Here is a 20,079-nt window from a genome sequence, read left to right as displayed (position 1 = left end):
AATACCTTAAGGAAGCCATTAGATGATCACATTAACTGCTTTGCAAAGTCGTGTTATCGGCGTGATGCTTGAAAAAGAGATCACCACACCTGAACAATATCCTTTGTCGTTAAATGCTCTGACCAACGGTTGTAATCAAAAGAGTAACCGGGAACCGGTTATGTCGCTTTCAGAAACGGAAGTGCAGAATGTGGTTGATGAATTAATCGCTATGAAACAGCTGATGGTTGATTCTGGTTCAGGGCGAGTTAATAAGTATAAGCACAGGTTCTGTAATACGTCGTTCGGCAATTTACAGCTAACTGAACAACAAAAATCGATTATTTGTGTGTTGTTTCTTCGCGGCCCGCAAACACCCGGTGAGCTGCGCACCCGCACTAACCGTTTAGCTGAATTTAGCAATGTTAATGAAGTTGAAGCTGCTCTTGAGCAGCTGCAGAACTTAAACAACGCCCAGTTAGTGAAAAAGTTAGCAAGAGAGCCCGGCAAAAGAGAGTCCCGCTATATACATCTATTTTCTGATACTTCTGAGGCAGAATCTGCACCTATAGAAGCTGGAGTAGATTCAGTACCAGTATCTGCAAGCGAGCAGGGGGAACTTGAAACTCGGGTGGCGTTATTAGAGCAAGAGGTTAATGAGTTAAAAACACAGTTAGCACGTTTGTCGGCTTTAGTTGAATAAACATAAATTCAGTGTATTAAAAATAGATAACTTGTTTTCACCTGAGAGTCGTTATCAGTAATCTATTCCTGTGAAAATGGATTATGAATATAAATGAATGTTATATGACGGGAAAAAGTATTCCGGCTTGTTAATTTTGAACATTAAACTGTAGTTTTGTAAGGCGCTATAGGGCGAAAATGAGTTAGACTGCTAGCTCGCATAAGGTATAAAGTTGGGGAAGGGGCCTTGGACTTGTCTGATGGCTGATGAATGAAATGTCATTACTCAGCAACCCTTTCCTTTAAAGAAACCTGGTGTATTGGTGGTGGATAAAAAAGCATAAGTTCAACCGCTTAACTGGAATGTAGTATAAATAACGCGCACTTGGTGCTAATAGAAATGGATATATTATTTTGAAGAAGATATTTGGAACACATAGCGGGGCATTTCATGCCGATGATGTTTTTGCAGTTGCAGCATTGTCTATGCTGCATCCGGAGTATGAAATACTGCGTTCACGTGATCCCAAAGTATGGGCGAAATGTGATTACCTCGTTGATGTCGGTGGTTACTACAATCACGAGGAAAAGATATATGACCACCACTTTAAGAACGGCCCGGCATACGATGATGGTTTGAAGATGTCATCGGTCGGCTTAATATGGTCCCATTATGGTACTGAGATTTGCGGCTGTCCTCATATTGCAGATAGGATTTGTCGACGTTTGATCCGGCAGTTTGATGCAATTGATAATGGAGTGACATTAACTCATCACATTGAAGACTTTTCTGATGTGCGTGAAATATCATTATCGGGGTCAATCTCCATGATGAATCCTCTGGATCATTCTAAAGCTGATGAAGCCTTTGCCGGCGAAGTGTTGCGGGCACGTTTATTACTTCAGACTGCAATCGAACGGGCAAAGCACTGGATTGACAGCCGCGACGGACTGGAAACTGCACTTAAAGAGGCACAGGATAAACAGCATTCATATATTATTGTTCCTGAAGATTGTAAGTGGGTAGAACACCTGTTTAACAGCAAAGGAAATGAAACGATTCTTTATGCAGTCTACCCTCATGGTGAAAAGTGGTACGCCCGTGCTGTTCCAACAGCTCCTGGAGAATTCTCAAACCGTAAGGATTTTCCAAAGTCCTGGGCTGGTTTATGTGATGACGAGTTTTCAAAAGCAGCACAGATTGCCGATGGAATATTCTGCCATCATGGATTATTTATCTGTGCAACTGGTTCACTTCAATCGACCCTGAAGATAGTTGATGATGCCGTTAAAGCCTAAACTGACAAAACCGCAGTAAATGTTTGTATTTGCTAAGCAGTGTTCAGTAACCGGCTGCAGGGGACTGAACACTGTAGTGATTAAGTAATGTTGACCACGAATTTGTAGGTTTCCAAGTCGCTTTATGGGTGTTAGCTTCTAGCTCGAGTTTAGGCTACAAACGCCTCGTAAATTGCAACTTTTAAGATCAATAGACTGCGTCTTATTTCTTACCCTTACCTCATTTTCAATTTATAAAATCCCGACACCGTAATAGCCCTGAAACTTAAAAGATAACTTCCACTTAAATAATGCTAATCCCATAGATTTTGTCTAAGCTATTTAAATAACTAATAAAAATCACATAAATAGCTAAAGGATGTCATATGGCGAACTCGCTCCCGGAACATATTGATGGACTATTTCAATATTTATCCAATTCAGAAGAAAAAGCCAATGAAGACCTAATTCTCAAATATTTTAGAAAAATATTTGGTGATAGTTTCACTCGTCAAAAAGAGGCTGCAAACTCTGATGGTTACGTAAAGGGGTTATTCGTCCTTGAGTTAAAGTCTAAGCAAGCAGACTGGTTCAGTGGCTTATTTCAGGCAATCGCTTATCAAAGAAAATTGGATTTTGCGGCTGTTGTTGTTTCAACAAAAGGCATGTTAGCTATCTGGAAAGTTGCTGATTTAGACCCACAGATTATAGCTGAAATAATAAGTGCTAAAGGGGCTGCTTCCACACTTGGTAAACAATTTGCAAAAAAGTACATACACCTTAAAAGAATTATATTAAGTCAAACAACTTGGATTTTTCGAAATGAAATAATTGATGGTCTTTTCAAAGCAACAACAGCCGAAAAGATTAAGGAAATAGAGTCTTTTGAAAATTCATTGAAAAGCCAAAAACGAATTAGAAGAAAAATAACGATCCGAAACTTTACGGATACTTTGGTTGCAATGAAGGTTTTTTTTGCCCCTGAAAACCCGATAAAAGTTGTTCGTGCATTTTATAGTATGGTGTTTGGTTGGGATGAGGATTCAACCCTTGAAATAAGCCAGAAAAACCCATCTCAGGCTACTATTAATGGCGAGAGTGTTGACAGTTTGCTCCCCGGTCAAGCAGTGTTTTTTAAAAAATTCGTTGAAAATCATTATATTTTCTATAGTGAGACGGAGAGTCTTGATGACTTTTTTGCTAAGTATGATAAAGCCATTGATGCTGTAGATAATAATTTCAGGAAAAAGCATGGAATATTTTTTACTGATTTAGACCTAGCTAAATTTACCATGTGGATAGTTAAACAAAAGCTTGGCGATATTGGCAAAAATCATTTAGTGATTGATCCTGCCTGTGGTAGTGGAAACTTAGTGACGAATTGGAAGTCTCCACTAGAATTGCGCCATAAGGTCGTGAGTGAGATAGAGCCTGAGCTATTATATACCGTAGAAAAACGTATGAAAGGTGATGCTTGGCACAATGGTAAGTTTACAGTAGTACCGAAAGTTTCTGAAAACAAAGGGCTTAATTTCCTTGATATTAGCGCAGAGCAATACATTGAACAGATAACAGGTTATTTAGCCGAGAAAGGCCAATCACCTGATAAACCTTTAGCTTTTTTATGTAACCCTCCTTACCGAAATGAAGATGAACAAACTGCTAGTAATATTACTTATGCAGTTCATCCTTCAATCATGAATATGGTTGGTAAAGATGCTAGTTCAGAACGATATTGCTGTTTTCTTGCTCAAATGAAACTGATCTGTCAAGCCGCAAAAGATGGTGGTCTGCCAGGGGAGTCTTTACTGTTTTTGTTTACCAAATCTGCATGGCTTACTAATCGTCCTGTTTTTAAAAATATAAGGAATGAAATACTAGGTTCGTTTGAAGACGTTAGTGGTGTACTTATTGATGGAAAAGAGTTTTTTGATGTAAAAGGACGATTTCCGATAGCCTTTACCATTTGGAGATATAAGGGAGAAAATTCGGGGTTAAATTCTAGCAGAGAAATTCCTCTAGTTGATCTTACATGGATGAGAAAGAAAGTGCTTTCAGAAATAAATTGGTTAAATAAAAATGATGTTGATTTAGCCTGTAACAATATACTTAGTTCAAAAATGTCTATCTCAATTGGACTAGGTGCGAATAAAACAGGAATAAAGGAATGGTCAGGTCAAACTAGTAAGGACTTTAAAAGATCACGTCGAGTAGCAGAAAGAGATGCTATAGTGGTTGGAGGGCTACCCTTAAATGACAGGCGACAAACCAATAAAAAAGCATATGGGGAATGTGCAGGGGAGTTTATCGGCTTTATGGATGATTTAACCCCTTGTCGTGTTAAAAAAGGGACAGTTGGATCGATATGGTTTCGATTAGACATTCCAATGATGGATTTCAGGAAAAGTCGTTGTTTATCTGGACCTCCTTCACAAAAAGGTTATTTTGCAAGCAATGCTAAAGAGGCTAGTAAAGTATTTTATTGGTATGCGCTAGCTAAGTCGTTTACTGTTCGAAAATACCCTATATCAGTAGATGCTGAAAACATGTGGAAACCGATTATTCCCAGTGAAATATACATGGATATATTTAAGTTATCCTCGGTGATTGTTTTTGCTGAAAACGAATGTTTGGAAACCATTTTTCCAGCCAATAACCCTATTCAAGGAGGACTAGAGTTGTTTGTTGGTAACCCTTTATCACCAAATAACAGTGAATCCTTTTGGCGTAGAATTATTGAACCTTTGTTTGAGTTTTCGGGGAATACAATTTCAGATAAGCTTTACTGTGCTGTTATCAACTTGTTTGCTGAATGGAAAAAGCTATTTATCAATTCGCCTGAAATTCTAATAAGTTACAAAAAGGCTTATTTTGTAGGTGATGGTGTGCTAACTGAAAATGCAGGTATCGTACAGATAAAAGACTATGCGAAACATTATCAACATGAACACCTGTTGTATCGGTTGGCCGAATTGTCTTCACAATTAAAATTGGCCAAGCTAGAGTTTTATGATTTGATTAGCGATCCGAAAAAAATAGACTACTTTGGTAATAACAAAATTACTTCCATCTCATTTATTGACTTACGGTTGCAGCTTGCGAGTTTAATCGTTGATAAAAACAGAGATGTAGCCAAGTTTGGTAGAGTGCGATTGGCAAAAACATTTTACTTGTGTGATATGGTAACTAAACAGGATTTAAAAACAACTTATCAAAGAAAAGCAGCTGGCCCGTTAGATCATATCTGTATTTACAATAAAAATGTTGGTATCGAATCTTTAGCTGAAAAAAGCAGATGCTTTTCTGTCTCTCGAAATACAAAAGCTAATAGTCAACAAGTCTCTTATCACCCAGAACAAAGTTTAGAGTTTATTGCCGAGCTCGCCAAAGATGGTTTTGCAGATGATTATCAAAAAATTGAAAAATTAATAGAGTTGCTGAAACCTTTGAATACTGCACAATGTGAAATTATTGCGACTTTATATGCTTGTTGGAATGATATGTTAATTGACGGTAAGCAACCGCTAGATCAAAATATAGTGAATGATTTTTTATATAACTGGCATGAGAGTAAAACACGCTATTCAGAGCAACGGTTATTTAAGGCTTTAACTTGGATGAAAGATAACCAACTTGTACCGAATGGTGAAGGCAAACCCACAACAGTGATTCATTAATTTAAAATTGTGTGTCGATACTAAAATTAATCCGAGTCAGCGTTTTTATTCCGTTACTGCATGCTGAGCAGGGGGCTTTTTGCTCAGCCGTAGTAACAACTATATTATTAGGCGTTATTCATACATTAATTTTTCTATTTTCTCCTGGTTAAGATCCGCTAAAGACTTTCTGGCGAGCTGCCTGAAAGGCAGTGCTTTAATAATTTCCTCAAAGGTCTGCTTGAGTCTCGTCCCAAAATTGGTACACGAGTATTAGACCGGGCTTACTGGAACTTTTTAGAGCCGCAGTTAATCGAGTGGATGGACGGCTTAACTGATACGGATCATTTTTGTTTTCAGTTTTTAGGTTTATGTCGTGCTGTTGAACCAGAAGCATGTGCGCTGGCGGCTAAATATGCAACGGTAGAGCAGCGTATTGAATTCTCGGAAATATTTCAGAAGATGACTGAAATTGCGGCTGCCGATGAATTTGACCAGCAAGCCTGGACAGAGGTGGATACTAAATTTCATAGTCTGATATTTAATGCGACAGGCAATGACTTTTATTTACCCTTCGGGCATATATTAACCACCATGTTTGTTAACTTTATTGTCCACTCATCGGAAGAGGGCTGTACCTGTATTAATGAACACCGCAGAATATATGAAGTGATTATGGCGGGTAATGGAGAAAAAGCGAGAAGTGCATCTGCTGAGTATCTTCAAGAGTCAAAATATCAATTAACACCGGCCAGTTAATATTTTTACCGCCCTGGAAACAGCACGCCGTAAAGCGATAGCTGCCGATGAGTATCTCTTACTCAGCCAAGTACACTTTCATCTAAAATCCCATGCTCAATCAATTGTTTTAACACGCCTTTACTTTGCGTTCTAAATGTATCTCGTAATAAACGCACCGCTGGTGTGATGGACTGCCTGCTTGGACAGATCAGCCACAATTCAGTCGCTTTAGGTTTAAATTCAGGCATGACATTAACGAGTTTTCCTGATAATAAATCTGCAGACATATCAAGGCAGGATTTTACCGCCACTCCCTGCCCGGCAACACACCAGCGCCTTACCAGCTCGGCATCATTAGCAATACGGTTGCTGCTCATTTTGATTTTATAGTCTTTATCTTTATCCGAAAACCGCCAGACATCATGGACGATATCGTGGAGCTGATAAAAAAGTCCGTTATGTGCTGCTAAGTCGTCAGGGTGTACAGGTGTACCGTGTTTCTCTAAATATTCAGGTGACGCACATAATACGCCGGGAACGTTACATATCTTAAACCCATAAACACCTGCATCCGTCGGTGAGCCGTAACGTAACGCAATATCAACAGAGTCGCGGTAAAAATCGACATTACTATCACTAATATTGACTCTTAAACTGACATTAGGATGAGCTTCCATAAAATCATCCAGCCAGGGAATCACTCTGTTTCTTCCCAGGTCTGATGACAGCGAAATACGCAGTTCACCATCAATGATATCCAGGTCATCTTTCATATTTTTCTGCGCATGATCTAACATCAATAATGCCTGCTCACATTGAGGGATGTAGCGCTCTCCTGCACTGGACAGGCGAAGCTGCCGTGTTGTACGGATAAATAACTCGAAGCCTAATGATTTTTCTACACGTTTAACAGCCGCACTGGCTGTTGCTGTTCGCATATCTAAACTTTCAGCTGCGGCCGTAATACTGCGAAATTCAGCCACTTTCAGGATAACCTGCAGGTCTTCTAATAGCATATTGTCTAATTTCTTTTGATAAAGTTTCAAACATTATACTGTTCAAAGGCACCTAATCAACCTCTACTATTAACACCAGTAAATAATTAACTGGAGATAACGATGACACACCCGATTATTACAGACTTACAAAACCGCTATACAGCCAAAAGATATGATCCGTCAAAACGTATATCGGAGCAGGATTTACAGGTGATTTATGAAGCAATGCGCTTGTCAGCTTCTTCAATCAATTCGCAGCCATGGAAGTTTATCGTGATTGAAAGTGAGCAGGCAAAGCAGCGCCTGCATGATACTTTTGCGAATAAATTCCAGTTTAACCAGCCTCATGCTAAAGCCGCTTCGCATATTATTTTGTTTGCGCATAACCCGGAATATAAGCGCGAAGATTATGCTAAAGTAATTGACAGTGATATCGCAGCGCAGCGTACGAAATCACAAGATCGTGAACAGGCGTTCGGCGCTTTTGCTTTTGCGGATTTAAATACCGATAAAACGGGCAGTAATGCCGCCTGGACCAAAGCACAAACCTATTTAGCGCTGGGCAATACATTACATGTGTTAGCGCGCCTTGGTATAGATTCAACGACCATGGAAGGTATAGACAGTGCACTGATCAGTGAGACTTTTGCTGATGAGTTAGGCGGTTATATTTGTGATGTTGCACTGGCGATCGGTTACCATGACAGCGTCGAAGATTATAATGCGCAGCTTCCTAAATCACGTTTAGCCGCCGGGCAGGTGATGCAGGTTTTATAATATCAGCCGGGATCTTACTCAATTAAAACCGCCTGCACTGGAGATTATTCCGTTCAGGCCTTATGCTGGAGAAATCAATCATGTTACTTGATACACCGCTTTGCGATTTTGGCTGGAAAGCCCCGGAATTCACATTAAAAAATGCTGATGGTGAAAGTTTTACCATGAGTGAGCAGTTAGGAGATAAAGGTTTATTAATCATGTTTATCTGCAATCACTGCCCCTATGTGCAGCGTATTGCACAGCGCTTAGCGAAAGATACGCAGCTGTTAACGGCTGAAGGTATTAATGTACTGGCCGTTATGTCCAACGATTATCTGCTTGTTGAGCAGGATTCCCCTGAAAACATGAAGATATTTGCTAAACAATACGGTTTTACCTTCCCTTATCTTGTTGATCAGGAACAAACGGTCGGCAGGCTGTACAATGCGGTCTGCACCCCTGATTTCTTTGGTTTTAACAATAGAGGAGAGCTGCAGTATCGCGGCCGCTTAGATAATATCAATATGGGCGGCGCTGATAACCGGGTTCCTGAATTAGTTAATGCAATGCGCCGGATTGCAGCAACTGGAAATGGGCCGGAAATACAAAATGCAAGTATGGGCTGCTCCATTAAATGGCGCTAAAATGATGCTGTATTGTCGTCGCCGTCATATATCTTGATTATTTTTAATTCATTGCGGGTTAAAAGCAGAGTTAATTGATGGGGAGCAATTTTGTTGTGTGGCACCAACCACAAATCCATATCAGTTTAATCGGCAGCAGAAATGAGCATCAAGTTTTATTACAAACTAGGGGCTGTTTATCTTTAAAAACTGCTTCTGTTAAGCCTGAAAGTTTCTTAATCAAGGCGTGATAATGAGCTGCACAGAATGACCACATCCATCTTGCTGAGCAAAACAGCAGCCAGCAGGGCTGCCCCTCGCGTGAATCAAATAATAAACACGTTAGAGATAAAAGTACCGCTCCAAAAGCCGCTAATATTAAACTTTTTGTTCAATAAGCTGTTAAACTGCGTTCAGAAACAGGTTTTAATACAACTAAATACAATATGATGCTTGAGCATCAGGCAGATGGATAAAAAATGATAATCGTAGAATACCTCAGCAAAAGCTATAACCGTTTTTTACAAGATATGTCTCAGCATACAACTCATCCGAGACGTTTCCTGATCACATTTAACGGTGCTTCTCCTAGTGACCTTAGTGCGGCAACCGATGATATTAGAGGTTACAGCAGTAAAACGGTGCAGTTATCGAGCGCTATTGCAGATAAAGAATCACAAACTCATATTGCAGAGCTGTTCAGCAAAGCTCGAAACAGTAGAGATATAATACAATTTACGGAAGCAGATCTGTTATTCGAGAAAAAAACTGCAGTGCGGAATCCTCATGGACAAGAAAGCAGTTTTGATATCAATAATTTATTTAAGAACATAGCTAAGCACAACGGTATCGTTATTTTAGCGACTGAAAAAGCGCAGACATTAACGGCCTCTATGTCATCAAAAGTAGATGTGGTTATCCGTTTTCCAAGCGCTTAAAAAAGCAATATTAGATATCGGCCGGTTTACCTTGCTACGATTTTTGTTTCAGATAAGCGTTTGCCGTTAACCTGCTCAGATAGATAAGAGAATCGAATATGGCAAATACAATATTGATTGTGGAAGATGAAATCAAACTGGCTAATCTGCTAAGCGATTACTTCAAATTGACTGAGTATGATCCGCACATGATCCATCATGGAGACGAGGTTATCACCTGGATAAAGAGACATCAGCCTAAAGCTGTATTACTCGATATTATGCTTCCGGGTAAAGACGGTATTGAACTATGCAAAGAGATTCGTCAGTTTTCTGATGTGCCGATTCTGATGGTTACCGCAAAGGTTGATGAAATTGACCGGCTGCTGGGGTTAGAGCTGGGGGCTGATGATTATATCTGCAAACCTTTTAGTCCCAGAGAAGTGGTTGCCAGAGTCAAAGCCGTTTTAAGAAGGTCACAGCCTTCAGTAAACGGTAAAACTGTTATTGTTCTTGATGAACAGCGCTTTACTGCCAGTTATCTGAGTAAAGAAGTCTCATTAACGTCAGTAGAATTTCAGTTACTAAAACCTCTGGCCGGCAGACCGGGATGTATATTTACGCGTGAGCAGTTAATGCATAATATGTATTCTGATCATCGAGTTGTTAATAATAGAACCATTGACAGTCATATAAAGAAATTACGTCGAAAGCTGACTGAGATAAGTCAGGGCGAAGATTTGATTCAGTCAGTTTACGGTGCTGGGTATCGACTGGTTCTAGAGTGATGCTAAGCGGATCACAGCATTAGCATCTGCTGTATCAGCTGCAGGTTTTGTTATGGTTGTTCTGATAAGGTGAATAATTTGAATAAATCGCCGGACATTATTTCGCTGTAAAATATTGAGGTATGTGTCTGATCATAGCCCTTGATTTTAAATGCACTGTTTTGAGCCTGCCTGCGTAGCTGGCTGTGTAAAGAGATGACGCCGTCGCTGCTTTCCCTGCTGAATTTTTTACCGGTTTTAAAAGTAAACAGTAAATTATACTGCAGGTTAACCGTTAACGGCTGGTTAAATAGATCAGCCAGGAATTGACTGTCCGGGCTCATATCAATCCACGACGGCATAACTACCGGCGAATATGTTACGCCGGACTGTGCGCCGTGATGACCAAGCCATGGGGTTGAAATCGTCGTGAAGCTGCTCAAATAACTACAGTCTTCTTTTGCTGAGCATTCGTTAATATAAGCCTTCGAAATTAAACCTCCCATGCTGTGTGCAACAATATGCAGTTGTGTAAATCGATATTGATAATGCAGTGATTTCATTAGTGCAGAAAGTCCGCTGGCGGTATTCTGCAGGCGGTAAGCGGTAGGGTAGCTGTATACCCATGCCTGGTATTTTGAGGTATCTAATTTGTTGATCAGAGGTTTAAATCTAAGCGGTCCGTCGCCCATACCGTGAACAAATAAAACAGGTATTTTATCAGGATCGTATTTCTGCAGCATATGGACACCAAAACCGCCGTTTTTTAAAAAGGTAAACGGCTCCCACATCCCTGTTCTCCCATGTTCAATTGTGAACAGGGGGCTGTCTATTGAAGTCACTGTACCAACGTTGATATGCAGACCAAATATTTGCGTAAATTTTGAAAAATGCACGCCGACCAGGAAGTCGGGAACGGGGCCGTTCTCCTGCCCTGAATAGCTTAGTTTCATTGTTGATTGAGACTGCGTATGCTTTTCGGTTAAAGAAGCCGGCTGGATTTTTACTAATGAGAAGGGTTCCGTTTTCTGATAAATAAAATCCTGATTCAGGTCAGCAAAAGCAAAAAATGCATGCAGATTATCACCGGAGTTAAATTCAATTCGGCTTTGCTGATCAATAAAGCGGTAGGTACCAATATTCTGCTCAGCTTTGTCCTGCAGGCTTATTAAGATAACAGGAGATCGTGATGATTGAGCTACGGCTTCATCGAAGGAGATAGTAATCGAATAACTGCGTGCTATCTTGTTAATTGAATCTAAATCGTTCTGTAATTTAAACATATCAGTACACGAAAACTGTAAAACTGCTGATAAGACAACTGCTGTTAAATGTAATTTTGGCATTTTCATATGTAAAAACTTCTGCAGTTAAGCGACTGAATTAATAGTAATAAAATAGTACTATTTATTTTAAAGATAAAGATTTCAGCGTCTGTTTTTATGGCCTGATAACAGGCTGAAGAATTATTTCACTTTTAACTTCTACATTTGAGAACTATATTTTGCCGGCTTTTTATATTTTATTATTTTCATTACTGCTGTTAATGACTGTCTCTATTATCTATAACACCATAAAATTAGGTATATCACCCATGCCTAGTTCAAACACCGCGTTTAAAGCCGTAATTCAGCTGATCGATGAAAGCGGCACTGGTACAGTGGTTGATCTGGGCAGCGGCTGGGGCAATCTGGTTATTCGTTTGGCACGCAGATATCCGCAAAGACAAATAATCGGTTATGAGCTGTCTTTATTACCCTGGTTAACAACGAAAATAATCGGCAAGTGCCTGCGGTTGAAAAACCTAACCTTGTATAAACAGGATTTTTACAAAGCAGATCTTTATAATGCTTCGCTATTAATCTGTTATTTAGATCCGCTGGCTATGCTAAAAATCAAAAACAAGTTAGCGGCCCAGCCTGGGAATATTAACTTTCTGATCAGTAATAATTTTGCGCTTCCAGCATGGCAGCCGGAGAAAGTGATCCGGTTGAATGACTTTTACAAGTCACCTGTGTTTTTATATAGGGTCAGCAGAGTCCCTCAAAAAACGGCGGTTTGAACAAATGAACTGTATTCCACAACCGCTGTTATATTTCACTTGTAAGCAGTGCTTTTAAAATTTTTAACTCTTCCCGTAACAGCCGCTGTTTTCTATTTATTGTCTGTATCGTCTAAAAAGCTTTGAAGTACATCTGCTTTGTGAAAAGTTAATTTGACTAGCAGGGTTAGTTTTTTGTCCTGTACAAAGCTAATACACTGCTGAGACTGGTTATTTTGTGCATTTATCCTAATCTAAAATTTAAAGGAATGGATTGAGTTAACTGCGGCAAAGCAGGTGAAGATAACTCAATAAAAGGATGCAGCTCAAAAGAAGGTAATCTATGAAAATACGTACAAAATTTCAGCTTGCTCTTGTCGCAAGTGTCTTATTTCCAGTGCTGATTTTATCCGGGCTCGTTATTAAGAGTATTCGTGATAATGCGGTTTTATCTTTTCAGCATTCAAGCTCTTCAGAGATTACCCATGTTGATACTGCGTTTACGCTTTATCTGAACGGCCTTGCTGAAGACGCCAGGTTCTTAGCGAATGTGATGCAGATACGCCAGCTGGATAAATCGGTAACCAGCTATGTTGGTCTGTCTTCACAAGATATGACGCCGCTGCAGAACTCTCCTGTTGAAGCGACTGCATTTGAAATGATGGCGGCCTTTGGTGAAGCCCGGCCGGATCTTGCTTACGTTTATCTGGGCATGGATCATGGTGGTTATATTCAATGGCCGACAAGTAAAAGTGCGGATCATTATGATCCTCGTGTGCGTCCCTGGTATACCAGCTCAATTAATTCAACTACGCCTGTTCGTGTACCCGCTTATGCTGATTCAGTAACGGGAACGCCGCTGCTTGATTACCTGCAGCGGTTTGAAGGGCAGGACGGCTCATTTGGTACTGTAGGTGTAGATGTTACATTATCAAAACTGACCGAAATGGTAAAAAATGTTACTTTTGCCGAATCGGGTTATGTCATTCTGATAGAGGATAGCGGTAATGTTTTAGCAGATCCGCGCAATCCGGATCACAATTTTAAACAGCTTAATTCACTCGGCGGCGCTTATGCTGATCTGGCAGATATGTCTCAGGGATTACATCCTGTTGAACTGGACGGCAGCGAGTGGTTTGCGAATGTTTATGTCTCACCGGCTTTAGGCTGGAAATTCATCGGCCTGGTGAATACCGATGAGGTCTATGCACAGGCAAACAGCATGACGACTAAGATGCTGTTTATCAGCGCTATATTACTGATTATATTTATCGCTGCCGGATTCTGGCTGTCGGGGATGATTACTAAACCTATGAGTGCAATCACGGAAGGGCTGCAGGATATTGCATCGGGTGAAGGGGATTTAACCCGCCGGCTTGATATTAGAACTAAAGATGAATCTGGTGAAATGGCCAGCGCATTTAATACTTTTATCAGTAATATTTATCAGATTGTCAGCAAAGTGACCGTTACCAGTAAGGAGATGAACAGTATTTCAACCCAGGCAAGAAATGCCTCAGCGGAAGTGGATGTTGTTTCTCATAATCAGCTTGCCTCAATTGATCAGGTTACCACTGCGTTTCATGAAATGGTCGCAACAGCTAATGAAGTAGCATTAAACTGTACCGAAGCAGCTTCCGCTGCAGATAACGGCGACCAGCAGGTTGATCAGGGCAGGGAGCTGATTCAAGGAACGGTTGATGCGGTAGCATCGCTGGAAAATATTCTTGCAGAATCCAATGATGCAATGGCCGAACTTGCAGAAGAATCTAATAATATCACGGTTATTTTAGATACAATCCGCGGTATTGCCGAGCAGACTAATCTGCTTGCTTTAAATGCTGCTATTGAGGCCGCCAGAGCCGGAGAACAGGGAAGGGGGTTTGCTGTTGTTGCTGATGAAGTGAGAACCCTTGCTGGTCGTACTGCTGAGTCTACGCAGGAGATAGATCAGCGTTTAAGCAGTTTACGTCAGCGTACCGAGGTGGTGGCAAGCAAATTATCAAGCAGCATGGTGCATTCAAAACAAACCGCTGAGCATACGGCATCCACGGAGTCTATTTTTGAGTCTATTCAGCTGTCGGTTAAAACAATTCGCGATATGACTACTCAGATTGCTACCTCAGCAGAGGAGCAGCATCTTGTTGCTGAAGAGATAAACCGTAATGTGGTAGAAATTCAAACAGGTGCTAATGAAGCTAATGCTGCTTCTTCTGAAGCTGGAAAACATGCACAGTCACTTGAAGAGTTATCTGATCAGCTGACCGCACATGTCAGCCAGTTTAAAACCGAATAGTAATAAAAAAACACAGGGCAGGCGCTATTGAAAAATGGCGCCTGTTTTTTTATATGTTGAATTTATTCCTCTTTGAAATGTTCTCCGCCAGCAGCAGATAAACTGTTCAACCATTATTTATTGCTCGGCAGTTGTTTTTCATAATCTTTAAGCTGTTTATGTAATTTTAATATAGTGCGGATTAATTCAGATTTTTCCTGGGCGGCCAGCTCTTTTACATCATAATTTTTAGCCGTTTCGTCTTCAACTTCTTTTCTGGTTTCTTCCTGCCGCTCAATCTCTTTCTGCTCGGCCTTTAACTGCTTCGCTTGTGCGCGTTTAATTTCGTCTGATTGATAAGTGCCGAATATCAGATCTTCCAGTGTGCTGTTGATAGTACGGTTTTTAGCCAGTTTTTTGAGTTGAGTGCCGGCTTTAATATCCAGATTAAAGGTATATAGTTTTTTACCGTTGTCGCTGTCTCGTGATTTTTTACTACGCCAGGCTCGAAACAAACGAGATCTTAATTCACGACCATCTGCTGATTTATCAAGCAGCTCACATAATTCATTAAAGCGCAGTAAATTGAGGTTATGTATATCTATGCCTATACCGCTGCTTATTTGATTGAGCAGGGGAGTTTTCTGAGCCAGGTAACTTTTTAACCACTCAATATTACTTTTATTCCATTTAAATTCTTTAGGTATATAACTTGCGGAAGAGGGCATAACATATCCATAAAATAGGGGTATTTATCGGAAATACTTTTATAGCAAACTAGGTGCTCTTAGCGCAACAGGTTATTAATCATCCATTACAGTTTGTGAGACTTGTCGGCATCCGGATATACCACTGTGTCATGCCGCTAAATGTTGCCGCTATGTAATGCTGCTTAGTGATATTAAGTTGGAGTGAATACTGTCTGTTGCGTGCGGAAAGTCATTGCAGCTAAGTGGTGCTGCTTAATCATATATATATCGTATCTATCTGAATTTAGAGTGTTTAACTTGTTATTTTCTCTGTGATGAGTCTGTGGATTATGACTTTTTATGGTATTTTACAGTGTAGGCAGGAGATTATATTCATTTATTGTTATTGAGGTGAATATAGGTGTAAAAAATCAAGTGCTGATATTAGTTTCGATAGTATATTTGAGAAATATATTCATGTCTATTCGCTTTGCTGATGCAGATTATTCTTAAACTGCATGGACAGTTTAAGAATAAAACGCTGTGTTCGTTTATGCCGTTAACTCTCTATTACCTGTTATAAGTGAGATTGTCTAAAGCGTTCTTTTCTGCGTTTTCATTGAATAGAATCAAATTCAAAAAATAATTTTCCTGTAAAACGCTAATATTATATATAGATATTCATGGACGGCAGTATGTGTAATAAAAGCAGTGCTATAAATAAAGTACGAGGGTTTACCCTTATTGAACTAGTGGTTGTTATTGTCATTCTCGGCATATTAGCAGCAACAGCACTGCCTAAGTTTTTTTCTATGAGTGAGGATGCTGAAGCAGCAGTTGTAAAATCAACCGGCGGCGCTTTTTCCGCTGCTATTAATCTTGCTAATATGAAATGGATCTCGACAGGTGGTTCTGGACCTGTAGATAATTTACAGGTGTACGGCAGCGGTACTGCCGGACAGTTAGATATTAATCAGTGGGGCTGGCCGGCTCAGAGCTGGCCTCCTTTTGAAGTTAGTCCAAGACTGGATAATACCGAGGATTGTATTTCAGTATGGATCACCGTTTTAGAGGAAGGCCCGACAGTATCTTTGTCTTCTGATGAAGCGGACTCTGATTATTTAGTTACTTATATCCATCCGGATCAATGCCGTTTTTTCTACAATCCGTTAGCTTCATTGTCTATATATTACGATTCACGCGACGGCCGCGTTATTACGGACTCTGATCCTGATTAGGAAAAAATAACCAGATTTACAATTGGTTTAATGTAAACGTTTACCTGTTGTCGTGTGAGTGGTTTGATGTAAACGTTTACCTGTCTGAATAAAGTTGAGATATATTAATAATCTTCTTTAACACTGCATCTGACTGATTAAGATTATCAGTTTCATTCTAACTGGTTGTATTTCAGTGTGTTTATTTCCTTGTTTTATAATGTTCTTTCAATCTGATTAATTCTAATTAATATTTGTTGTAACCTGCCGGCTGCTAAAAATATAACCGTCTGCTCATCTTTTTGCTGCTTTGAAATTACGTGTGACTTCAAACAATTTGTGTTTTTTGCGGTGTTTTTGCTAAGAAGATCAACTTAACAGAATAATATCGCTGTACAGCTCTTCATCTTTTTTATTCATATGCTTAAATCTGCGCCGGGATGATAATTACAATTAAAAGGAAAGCAGATGAAATACGCATTTTCAAAAATATCACTGGCACTGTCACTGGCATTAACTTTAAGTGCCTGCAACAGCAGTGACAGTACGGATTCAACCGCTGTAACGCCAAATCCAGCGCCTGGCTCCGGTGGAAACGATATCACCGCAGATGTTGAGCTGTCTAACGATAAATATAACTGTTATCAGGGGCAAGAATCGGTTTCTAAAACCTGCGGACTAGTAACCTATCAGATAATGGTGGAGTCATTTATTGATGGTGACAGTAATATTGGTTACGGTACAGGTTATGGTACCAGCCACCATGAAGGTGATCTGCAGGGGGTAATCGACTCGCTTGATTATATCAAGAGCTTAGGTGTCAATGCGATCTGGTTGACACCGATTTTTCAGTCCACGGCTAAACCGGGGCAGACAGAGTGGGTGGACCGCCTGGATGCAACGGGTTATTTCACTAGTGATTATTTTAAAATAGACAGTAATTTCGGTGATCTGGCTAAAGCAAAAGAGATGGTTGAGGCCGCTCATGCTAAAGGTCTCTATGTCTTTTTTGACGGTGTTTTTGGTCACCATAAAGGTAATGTAGCAGCTTCACCAAATGGGTTAACTCCCACAAACGGCACACCTCAGGGCGATGGTTTTGAAGCGAGTTATCCGTCTGATTTAGCTTTTTATAAAGAGGTGGCTGCATACTGGATCAATGAATTGAAAATTGACGGCTGGCGTTTAGATCAGGCCTATCAGGTGCCGACAGCTCAGTGGATTGAGTTACGTAAAACAGTTGAAGCTGCATCTTCGGCTGTGACCTACAAAAATGCCGCCGGTGAAACGGTTAATCCGCTGGGTTATATGGTTGGAGAAATCTGGAAAGGCCAGGGCGAAATAGCAGAAAAAGCTTACGGCACTACGGCCAGCCCGGCATTAACTTCTGCTTTTGATTTCCCAATGCGCTATAAAGTAGTGCAGACCTTTGCGGTAGAAGAAAGCGGTAACGGCGGCCGTCCTGCTTCTAATCTAAACAGCGGTTTTATGACTCATCTTGCTTATCCTGCGCATGCTATGCCTAACCTTATGCTCGGCAATCATGATCTGGTCCGCTTTGGTGATCTGCTGCAGCGAGGAAAAATCAGCTCACCAAGTGAGGGGGAATACTGGGCTCGTCATAAAGCTGCTTTCAGCTTTATGACGGCTTACTCTGGTCCTATCACTCTTTATTATGGTGAAGAGATAGGTGATGAAGTTCAGGGCTTTGCTGATAAGATAGAGAGCTGCTCTGGAGATTCCGGGCTTTGTGATGACCATGTTGCCCGCAGCAGCGCTAAAATTGAAGGTGTAAATGTTACCTTAAATGCGGAGCAGGCTGATCTGAAAAGTTATGTCAGCTCATTAATGGCAGTGCGCAGTGCCAATCCTGCACTATATAATGGTTCACGTACTCATATTTTATCGAGTGATAATATTTATATTGACCGCAAAGATACAGCTGATAATCACGTACTTTATGCGGTTAATGTCAGTTCGAATACGGTGACAGTTGAATTTAAAGGAACTGAGATCGGCAGTGACGGGGCATTAACCAATCTGCTTTCCAAGGAAAGCCATGCGATTGCCGGTGATGTTTATTCACTAACATTAGCGCCTTTTGAGTCAATGTTTCTCAATATTGAATCTCCTACTGCAGGGGGGCCGCAGGTGGCAGACACCGGATCTCTTGTCGGCAGCGGTTTTATGGCAGCCTGTGATAACCCGGATTCAAGTGAAGCCGATCCGCTAAGTAAAGCAATGTATATTCGCGGCAGTTATGCCGGCGGAGGAAATTTTGCTGAAACGCCGGCTTCTCGTCAGTTCAGTTACAAGGGGCAGAATACCTACCAGGTAGTGGTCAATGAATCTGCAGTGACCTCTTACAGTTTTAAATTTGCAGCTGGTGACTGGTCAACAGAGTTTGCTGTTGCCGACAGCGCTGATGTTATTATTGCTCAGGAGCAGGCTGCCGCAGTGGCTGCTGGAGCCGGAACCGAGTCCTCAATTGTTATTCCAGAGGCAGGAAGTTATGTGTTTAGCTTCAGTGTAACCGGTGCAGGAGATCCGGATAAGATGATGGTCAGTAAATGTGCTGAGTAATAAGCTGCTCTAGGATAATGCTTGTCTCTATCTTTGCCTGAAAATAGAGATAGAGACAAGTTTGTTTAATAAGGGATTAGCTTTCTTGTTTCACTTCGATTTTCGGTACCAGTAAAATCAGCAGCGAAGCGCAGATAATGGATGCTAATACGTCAGAAGGCCAGTGCATGCCGAGCCAGATACGGCTTAATGCAACACCGGTTCCCCAGCTGATAAGCAGTGCCGCCGGCAGATATCTTCTACGCCGTAATAAAAAACCTCCCCAGAATAAAATACACACAGCAGCAAAAATAGTATGGCCGGACGGCAGTGAGTAATTGGTTTCACCATGCCAGTTTTGTACCCGCCACGGGCTGAATTTTTCTTCTGCCTGTTTAATAACCTGCTCTTTCTGCTTTGTTGTTAAGCTGTAGAACTGCTCAGCTGATACTACCAGTTCAACTTTAGCCAGCTCCTGTGTATAGGGGCGCGGCACTTCGGTAATATGTTTTAAGCCGCTTTTAAGCATAAAGCTCAATATTAAAAGTATCCCGAACTGAATGCAGACAATTAAACCTTGTTTTAAATTAACTTTGGCGATAAATACCAGAGAGCAGAGCATAATAGTTGTGATGAGAAAAAAGGGATTGCTCGCTGTAGCGGTCAACAGTGTCAGGGACTGTCCAAATAATGGAGACAGGGGAGCCTGAATATCCGGAGAAGGTAGCAGAACCAGTAATAAAGCGAGGCAGGCTGCAAATAGTGCACTGCATAGAAGCTCCATTTTTTTACTGCGAATATTAAATGTGAATGTCATTAATAAAACCTGATAGCTGTAAAGAGTATTATGAAGGCTGATTTTACATGGCGAAAATCAGCCTTCCAGTCATAAC

The 20,079-nt window shown here is 40.7% G+C and carries 16 protein-coding genes; 12 read left to right on the top strand and 4 right to left on the bottom strand.

Going from position 1 to position 20,079, the window contains the following annotated elements:
- The first annotated feature begins 22 nt into the window (after window positions 1-22).
- The 4 genes from G337_RS0109135 to G337_RS25930 all read left to right on the top strand — a co-directional run bounded on the left by G337_RS0109135 (window position 23) and on the right by G337_RS25930 (window position 6,356).
- Window positions 23-682 (top strand): YceH family protein, encoded by a 660-nt coding sequence (locus tag G337_RS0109135; RefSeq protein ID WP_028863617.1) that lies wholly within the window; start codon window positions 23-25, stop codon window positions 680-682.
- 395 nt (window positions 683-1,077) lie between these two features.
- Complete coding sequence (locus G337_RS0109130; RefSeq protein ID WP_028863616.1) at window positions 1,078-1,962, top strand: MYG1 family protein; 885 nt, start codon at window positions 1,078-1,080, stop codon at window positions 1,960-1,962.
- Between the two features lie 365 nt (window positions 1,963-2,327).
- Window positions 2,328-5,618 (top strand): hypothetical protein, encoded by a 3,291-nt coding sequence (locus G337_RS0109125; protein ID WP_028863615.1) that lies wholly within the window; start codon window positions 2,328-2,330, stop codon window positions 5,616-5,618.
- A gap of 300 nt (window positions 5,619-5,918) precedes the next feature.
- Window positions 5,919-6,356: a FadR/GntR family transcriptional regulator gene (locus G337_RS25930; protein ID WP_211235792.1), complete on the top strand. Its 438-nt coding sequence runs from the start codon at window positions 5,919-5,921 to the stop codon at window positions 6,354-6,356.
- 62 nt (window positions 6,357-6,418) lie between these two features.
- Here the strand turns inward: G337_RS25930 and G337_RS0109115 are convergent, their stop codons facing one another.
- Window positions 6,419-7,354, bottom strand: coding sequence for a LysR family transcriptional regulator (locus G337_RS0109115; RefSeq protein ID WP_028863614.1), 936 nt, complete (start codon window positions 7,352-7,354; stop codon window positions 6,419-6,421).
- Window positions 7,355-7,456: 102 nt separating this feature from the next.
- On the opposite strand from G337_RS0109115, the gene G337_RS0109110 reads away from it, so the two are divergent.
- The 4 genes from G337_RS0109110 to G337_RS0109090 all read left to right on the top strand — a co-directional run bounded on the left by G337_RS0109110 (window position 7,457) and on the right by G337_RS0109090 (window position 10,423).
- Window positions 7,457-8,113, top strand: a complete 657-nt coding sequence (locus tag G337_RS0109110) for an NAD(P)H-dependent oxidoreductase (RefSeq protein WP_028863613.1) — start codon at window positions 7,457-7,459, stop codon at window positions 8,111-8,113.
- Between the two features lie 80 nt (window positions 8,114-8,193).
- Complete coding sequence (locus G337_RS0109105) at window positions 8,194-8,739, top strand: thioredoxin family protein (RefSeq protein WP_028863612.1); 546 nt, start codon at window positions 8,194-8,196, stop codon at window positions 8,737-8,739.
- 458 nt (window positions 8,740-9,197) lie between these two features.
- Complete coding sequence (locus G337_RS0109095) at window positions 9,198-9,656, top strand: AAA family ATPase (protein WP_028863611.1); 459 nt, start codon at window positions 9,198-9,200, stop codon at window positions 9,654-9,656.
- A 98-nt stretch (window positions 9,657-9,754) separates the two neighbouring features.
- Window positions 9,755-10,423 (top strand): response regulator, encoded by a 669-nt coding sequence (locus G337_RS0109090; protein WP_028863610.1) that lies wholly within the window; start codon window positions 9,755-9,757, stop codon window positions 10,421-10,423.
- Between the two features lie 50 nt (window positions 10,424-10,473).
- Here G337_RS0109090 and G337_RS27650 read toward each other — a convergent pair whose 3' ends face one another.
- The gene (locus G337_RS27650; protein WP_169719620.1) at window positions 10,474-11,685 is read right to left on the bottom strand and encodes an alpha/beta hydrolase; all 1,212 of its coding nucleotides are present in this window, start codon (window positions 11,683-11,685) and stop codon (window positions 10,474-10,476) included.
- A 311-nt stretch (window positions 11,686-11,996) separates the two neighbouring features.
- Here G337_RS27650 and G337_RS0109080 point away from each other — a divergent pair, with 311 nt between their 5' ends.
- Entirely contained in the window at window positions 11,997-12,464 is a 468-nt protein-coding gene (locus G337_RS0109080; RefSeq protein ID WP_051303105.1) for a class I SAM-dependent methyltransferase, read from the top strand.
- 322 nt (window positions 12,465-12,786) lie between these two features.
- The gene (locus tag G337_RS0109075; protein WP_028863607.1) at window positions 12,787-14,739 is read left to right on the top strand and encodes a methyl-accepting chemotaxis protein; all 1,953 of its coding nucleotides are present in this window, start codon (window positions 12,787-12,789) and stop codon (window positions 14,737-14,739) included.
- A gap of 113 nt (window positions 14,740-14,852) precedes the next feature.
- Here G337_RS0109075 and G337_RS0109070 read toward each other — a convergent pair whose 3' ends face one another.
- Complete coding sequence (locus G337_RS0109070; protein WP_028863606.1) at window positions 14,853-15,446, bottom strand: hypothetical protein; 594 nt, start codon at window positions 15,444-15,446, stop codon at window positions 14,853-14,855.
- Between the two features lie 656 nt (window positions 15,447-16,102).
- Between G337_RS0109070 and G337_RS0109065 the strand changes: the two genes are divergently transcribed.
- Both G337_RS0109065 and G337_RS0109060 read left to right on the top strand, forming a co-directional pair.
- A complete protein-coding gene (locus tag G337_RS0109065; protein WP_037027278.1) occupies window positions 16,103-16,645 on the top strand; it encodes a type II secretion system protein in 543 nt (180 codons plus the stop codon).
- Window positions 16,646-17,092: 447 nt separating this feature from the next.
- Entirely contained in the window at window positions 17,093-19,207 is a 2,115-nt protein-coding gene (locus tag G337_RS0109060; RefSeq protein ID WP_028863604.1) for an alpha-amylase family glycosyl hydrolase, read from the top strand.
- Window positions 19,208-19,283: 76 nt separating this feature from the next.
- Here G337_RS0109060 and G337_RS0109055 read toward each other — a convergent pair whose 3' ends face one another.
- Window positions 19,284-20,003, bottom strand: coding sequence for a phosphatase PAP2 family protein (locus tag G337_RS0109055; RefSeq protein WP_084605319.1), 720 nt, complete (start codon window positions 20,001-20,003; stop codon window positions 19,284-19,286).
- Between the last annotated feature and the right edge of the window lie 76 nt (window positions 20,004-20,079).

Source organism: Psychromonas aquimarina ATCC BAA-1526 (assembly GCF_000428725.1).
GTDB lineage: Bacteria > Pseudomonadota > Gammaproteobacteria > Enterobacterales > Psychromonadaceae > Psychromonas > Psychromonas aquimarina.
The sequence above is the reverse complement of the archived record's forward strand: the minus strand, read 5'-3'. Positions and strand labels throughout refer to the sequence as shown.

What these genes read in the sequence shown, in the direction of transcription:
- G337_RS0109135 (WP_028863617.1), top strand. Translation starts at nt 23, where the DNA reads ATGATCACATTAACTGCTTTGCAAAGTCGTGTTATCGGCGTGATGCTT.
- G337_RS0109125 (WP_028863615.1), top strand. Translation starts at nt 2,328, where the DNA reads ATGGCGAACTCGCTCCCGGAACATATTGATGGACTATTTCAATATTTA.
- G337_RS25930 (WP_211235792.1), top strand. Translation starts at nt 5,919, where the DNA reads ATGGACGGCTTAACTGATACGGATCATTTTTGTTTTCAGTTTTTAGGT.
- G337_RS0109115 (WP_028863614.1), bottom strand. Translation starts at nt 7,354, where the DNA reads ATGCTATTAGAAGACCTGCAGGTTATCCTGAAAGTGGCTGAATTTCGC.
- G337_RS0109110 (WP_028863613.1), top strand. Translation starts at nt 7,457, where the DNA reads ATGACACACCCGATTATTACAGACTTACAAAACCGCTATACAGCCAAA.
- G337_RS0109105 (WP_028863612.1), top strand. Translation starts at nt 8,194, where the DNA reads ATGTTACTTGATACACCGCTTTGCGATTTTGGCTGGAAAGCCCCGGAA.
- G337_RS0109095 (WP_028863611.1), top strand. Translation starts at nt 9,198, where the DNA reads ATGATAATCGTAGAATACCTCAGCAAAAGCTATAACCGTTTTTTACAA.
- G337_RS0109090 (WP_028863610.1), top strand. Translation starts at nt 9,755, where the DNA reads ATGGCAAATACAATATTGATTGTGGAAGATGAAATCAAACTGGCTAAT.
- G337_RS27650 (WP_169719620.1), bottom strand. Translation starts at nt 11,685, where the DNA reads ATGTTTAAATTACAGAACGATTTAGATTCAATTAACAAGATAGCACGC.
- G337_RS0109080 (WP_051303105.1), top strand. Translation starts at nt 11,997, where the DNA reads ATGCCTAGTTCAAACACCGCGTTTAAAGCCGTAATTCAGCTGATCGAT.
- G337_RS0109075 (WP_028863607.1), top strand. Translation starts at nt 12,787, where the DNA reads ATGAAAATACGTACAAAATTTCAGCTTGCTCTTGTCGCAAGTGTCTTA.
- G337_RS0109070 (WP_028863606.1), bottom strand. Translation starts at nt 15,446, where the DNA reads ATGCCCTCTTCCGCAAGTTATATACCTAAAGAATTTAAATGGAATAAA.
- G337_RS0109065 (WP_037027278.1), top strand. Translation starts at nt 16,103, where the DNA reads ATGTGTAATAAAAGCAGTGCTATAAATAAAGTACGAGGGTTTACCCTT.
- G337_RS0109060 (WP_028863604.1), top strand. Translation starts at nt 17,093, where the DNA reads ATGAAATACGCATTTTCAAAAATATCACTGGCACTGTCACTGGCATTA.
- G337_RS0109055 (WP_084605319.1), bottom strand. Translation starts at nt 20,003, where the DNA reads ATGACATTCACATTTAATATTCGCAGTAAAAAAATGGAGCTTCTATGC.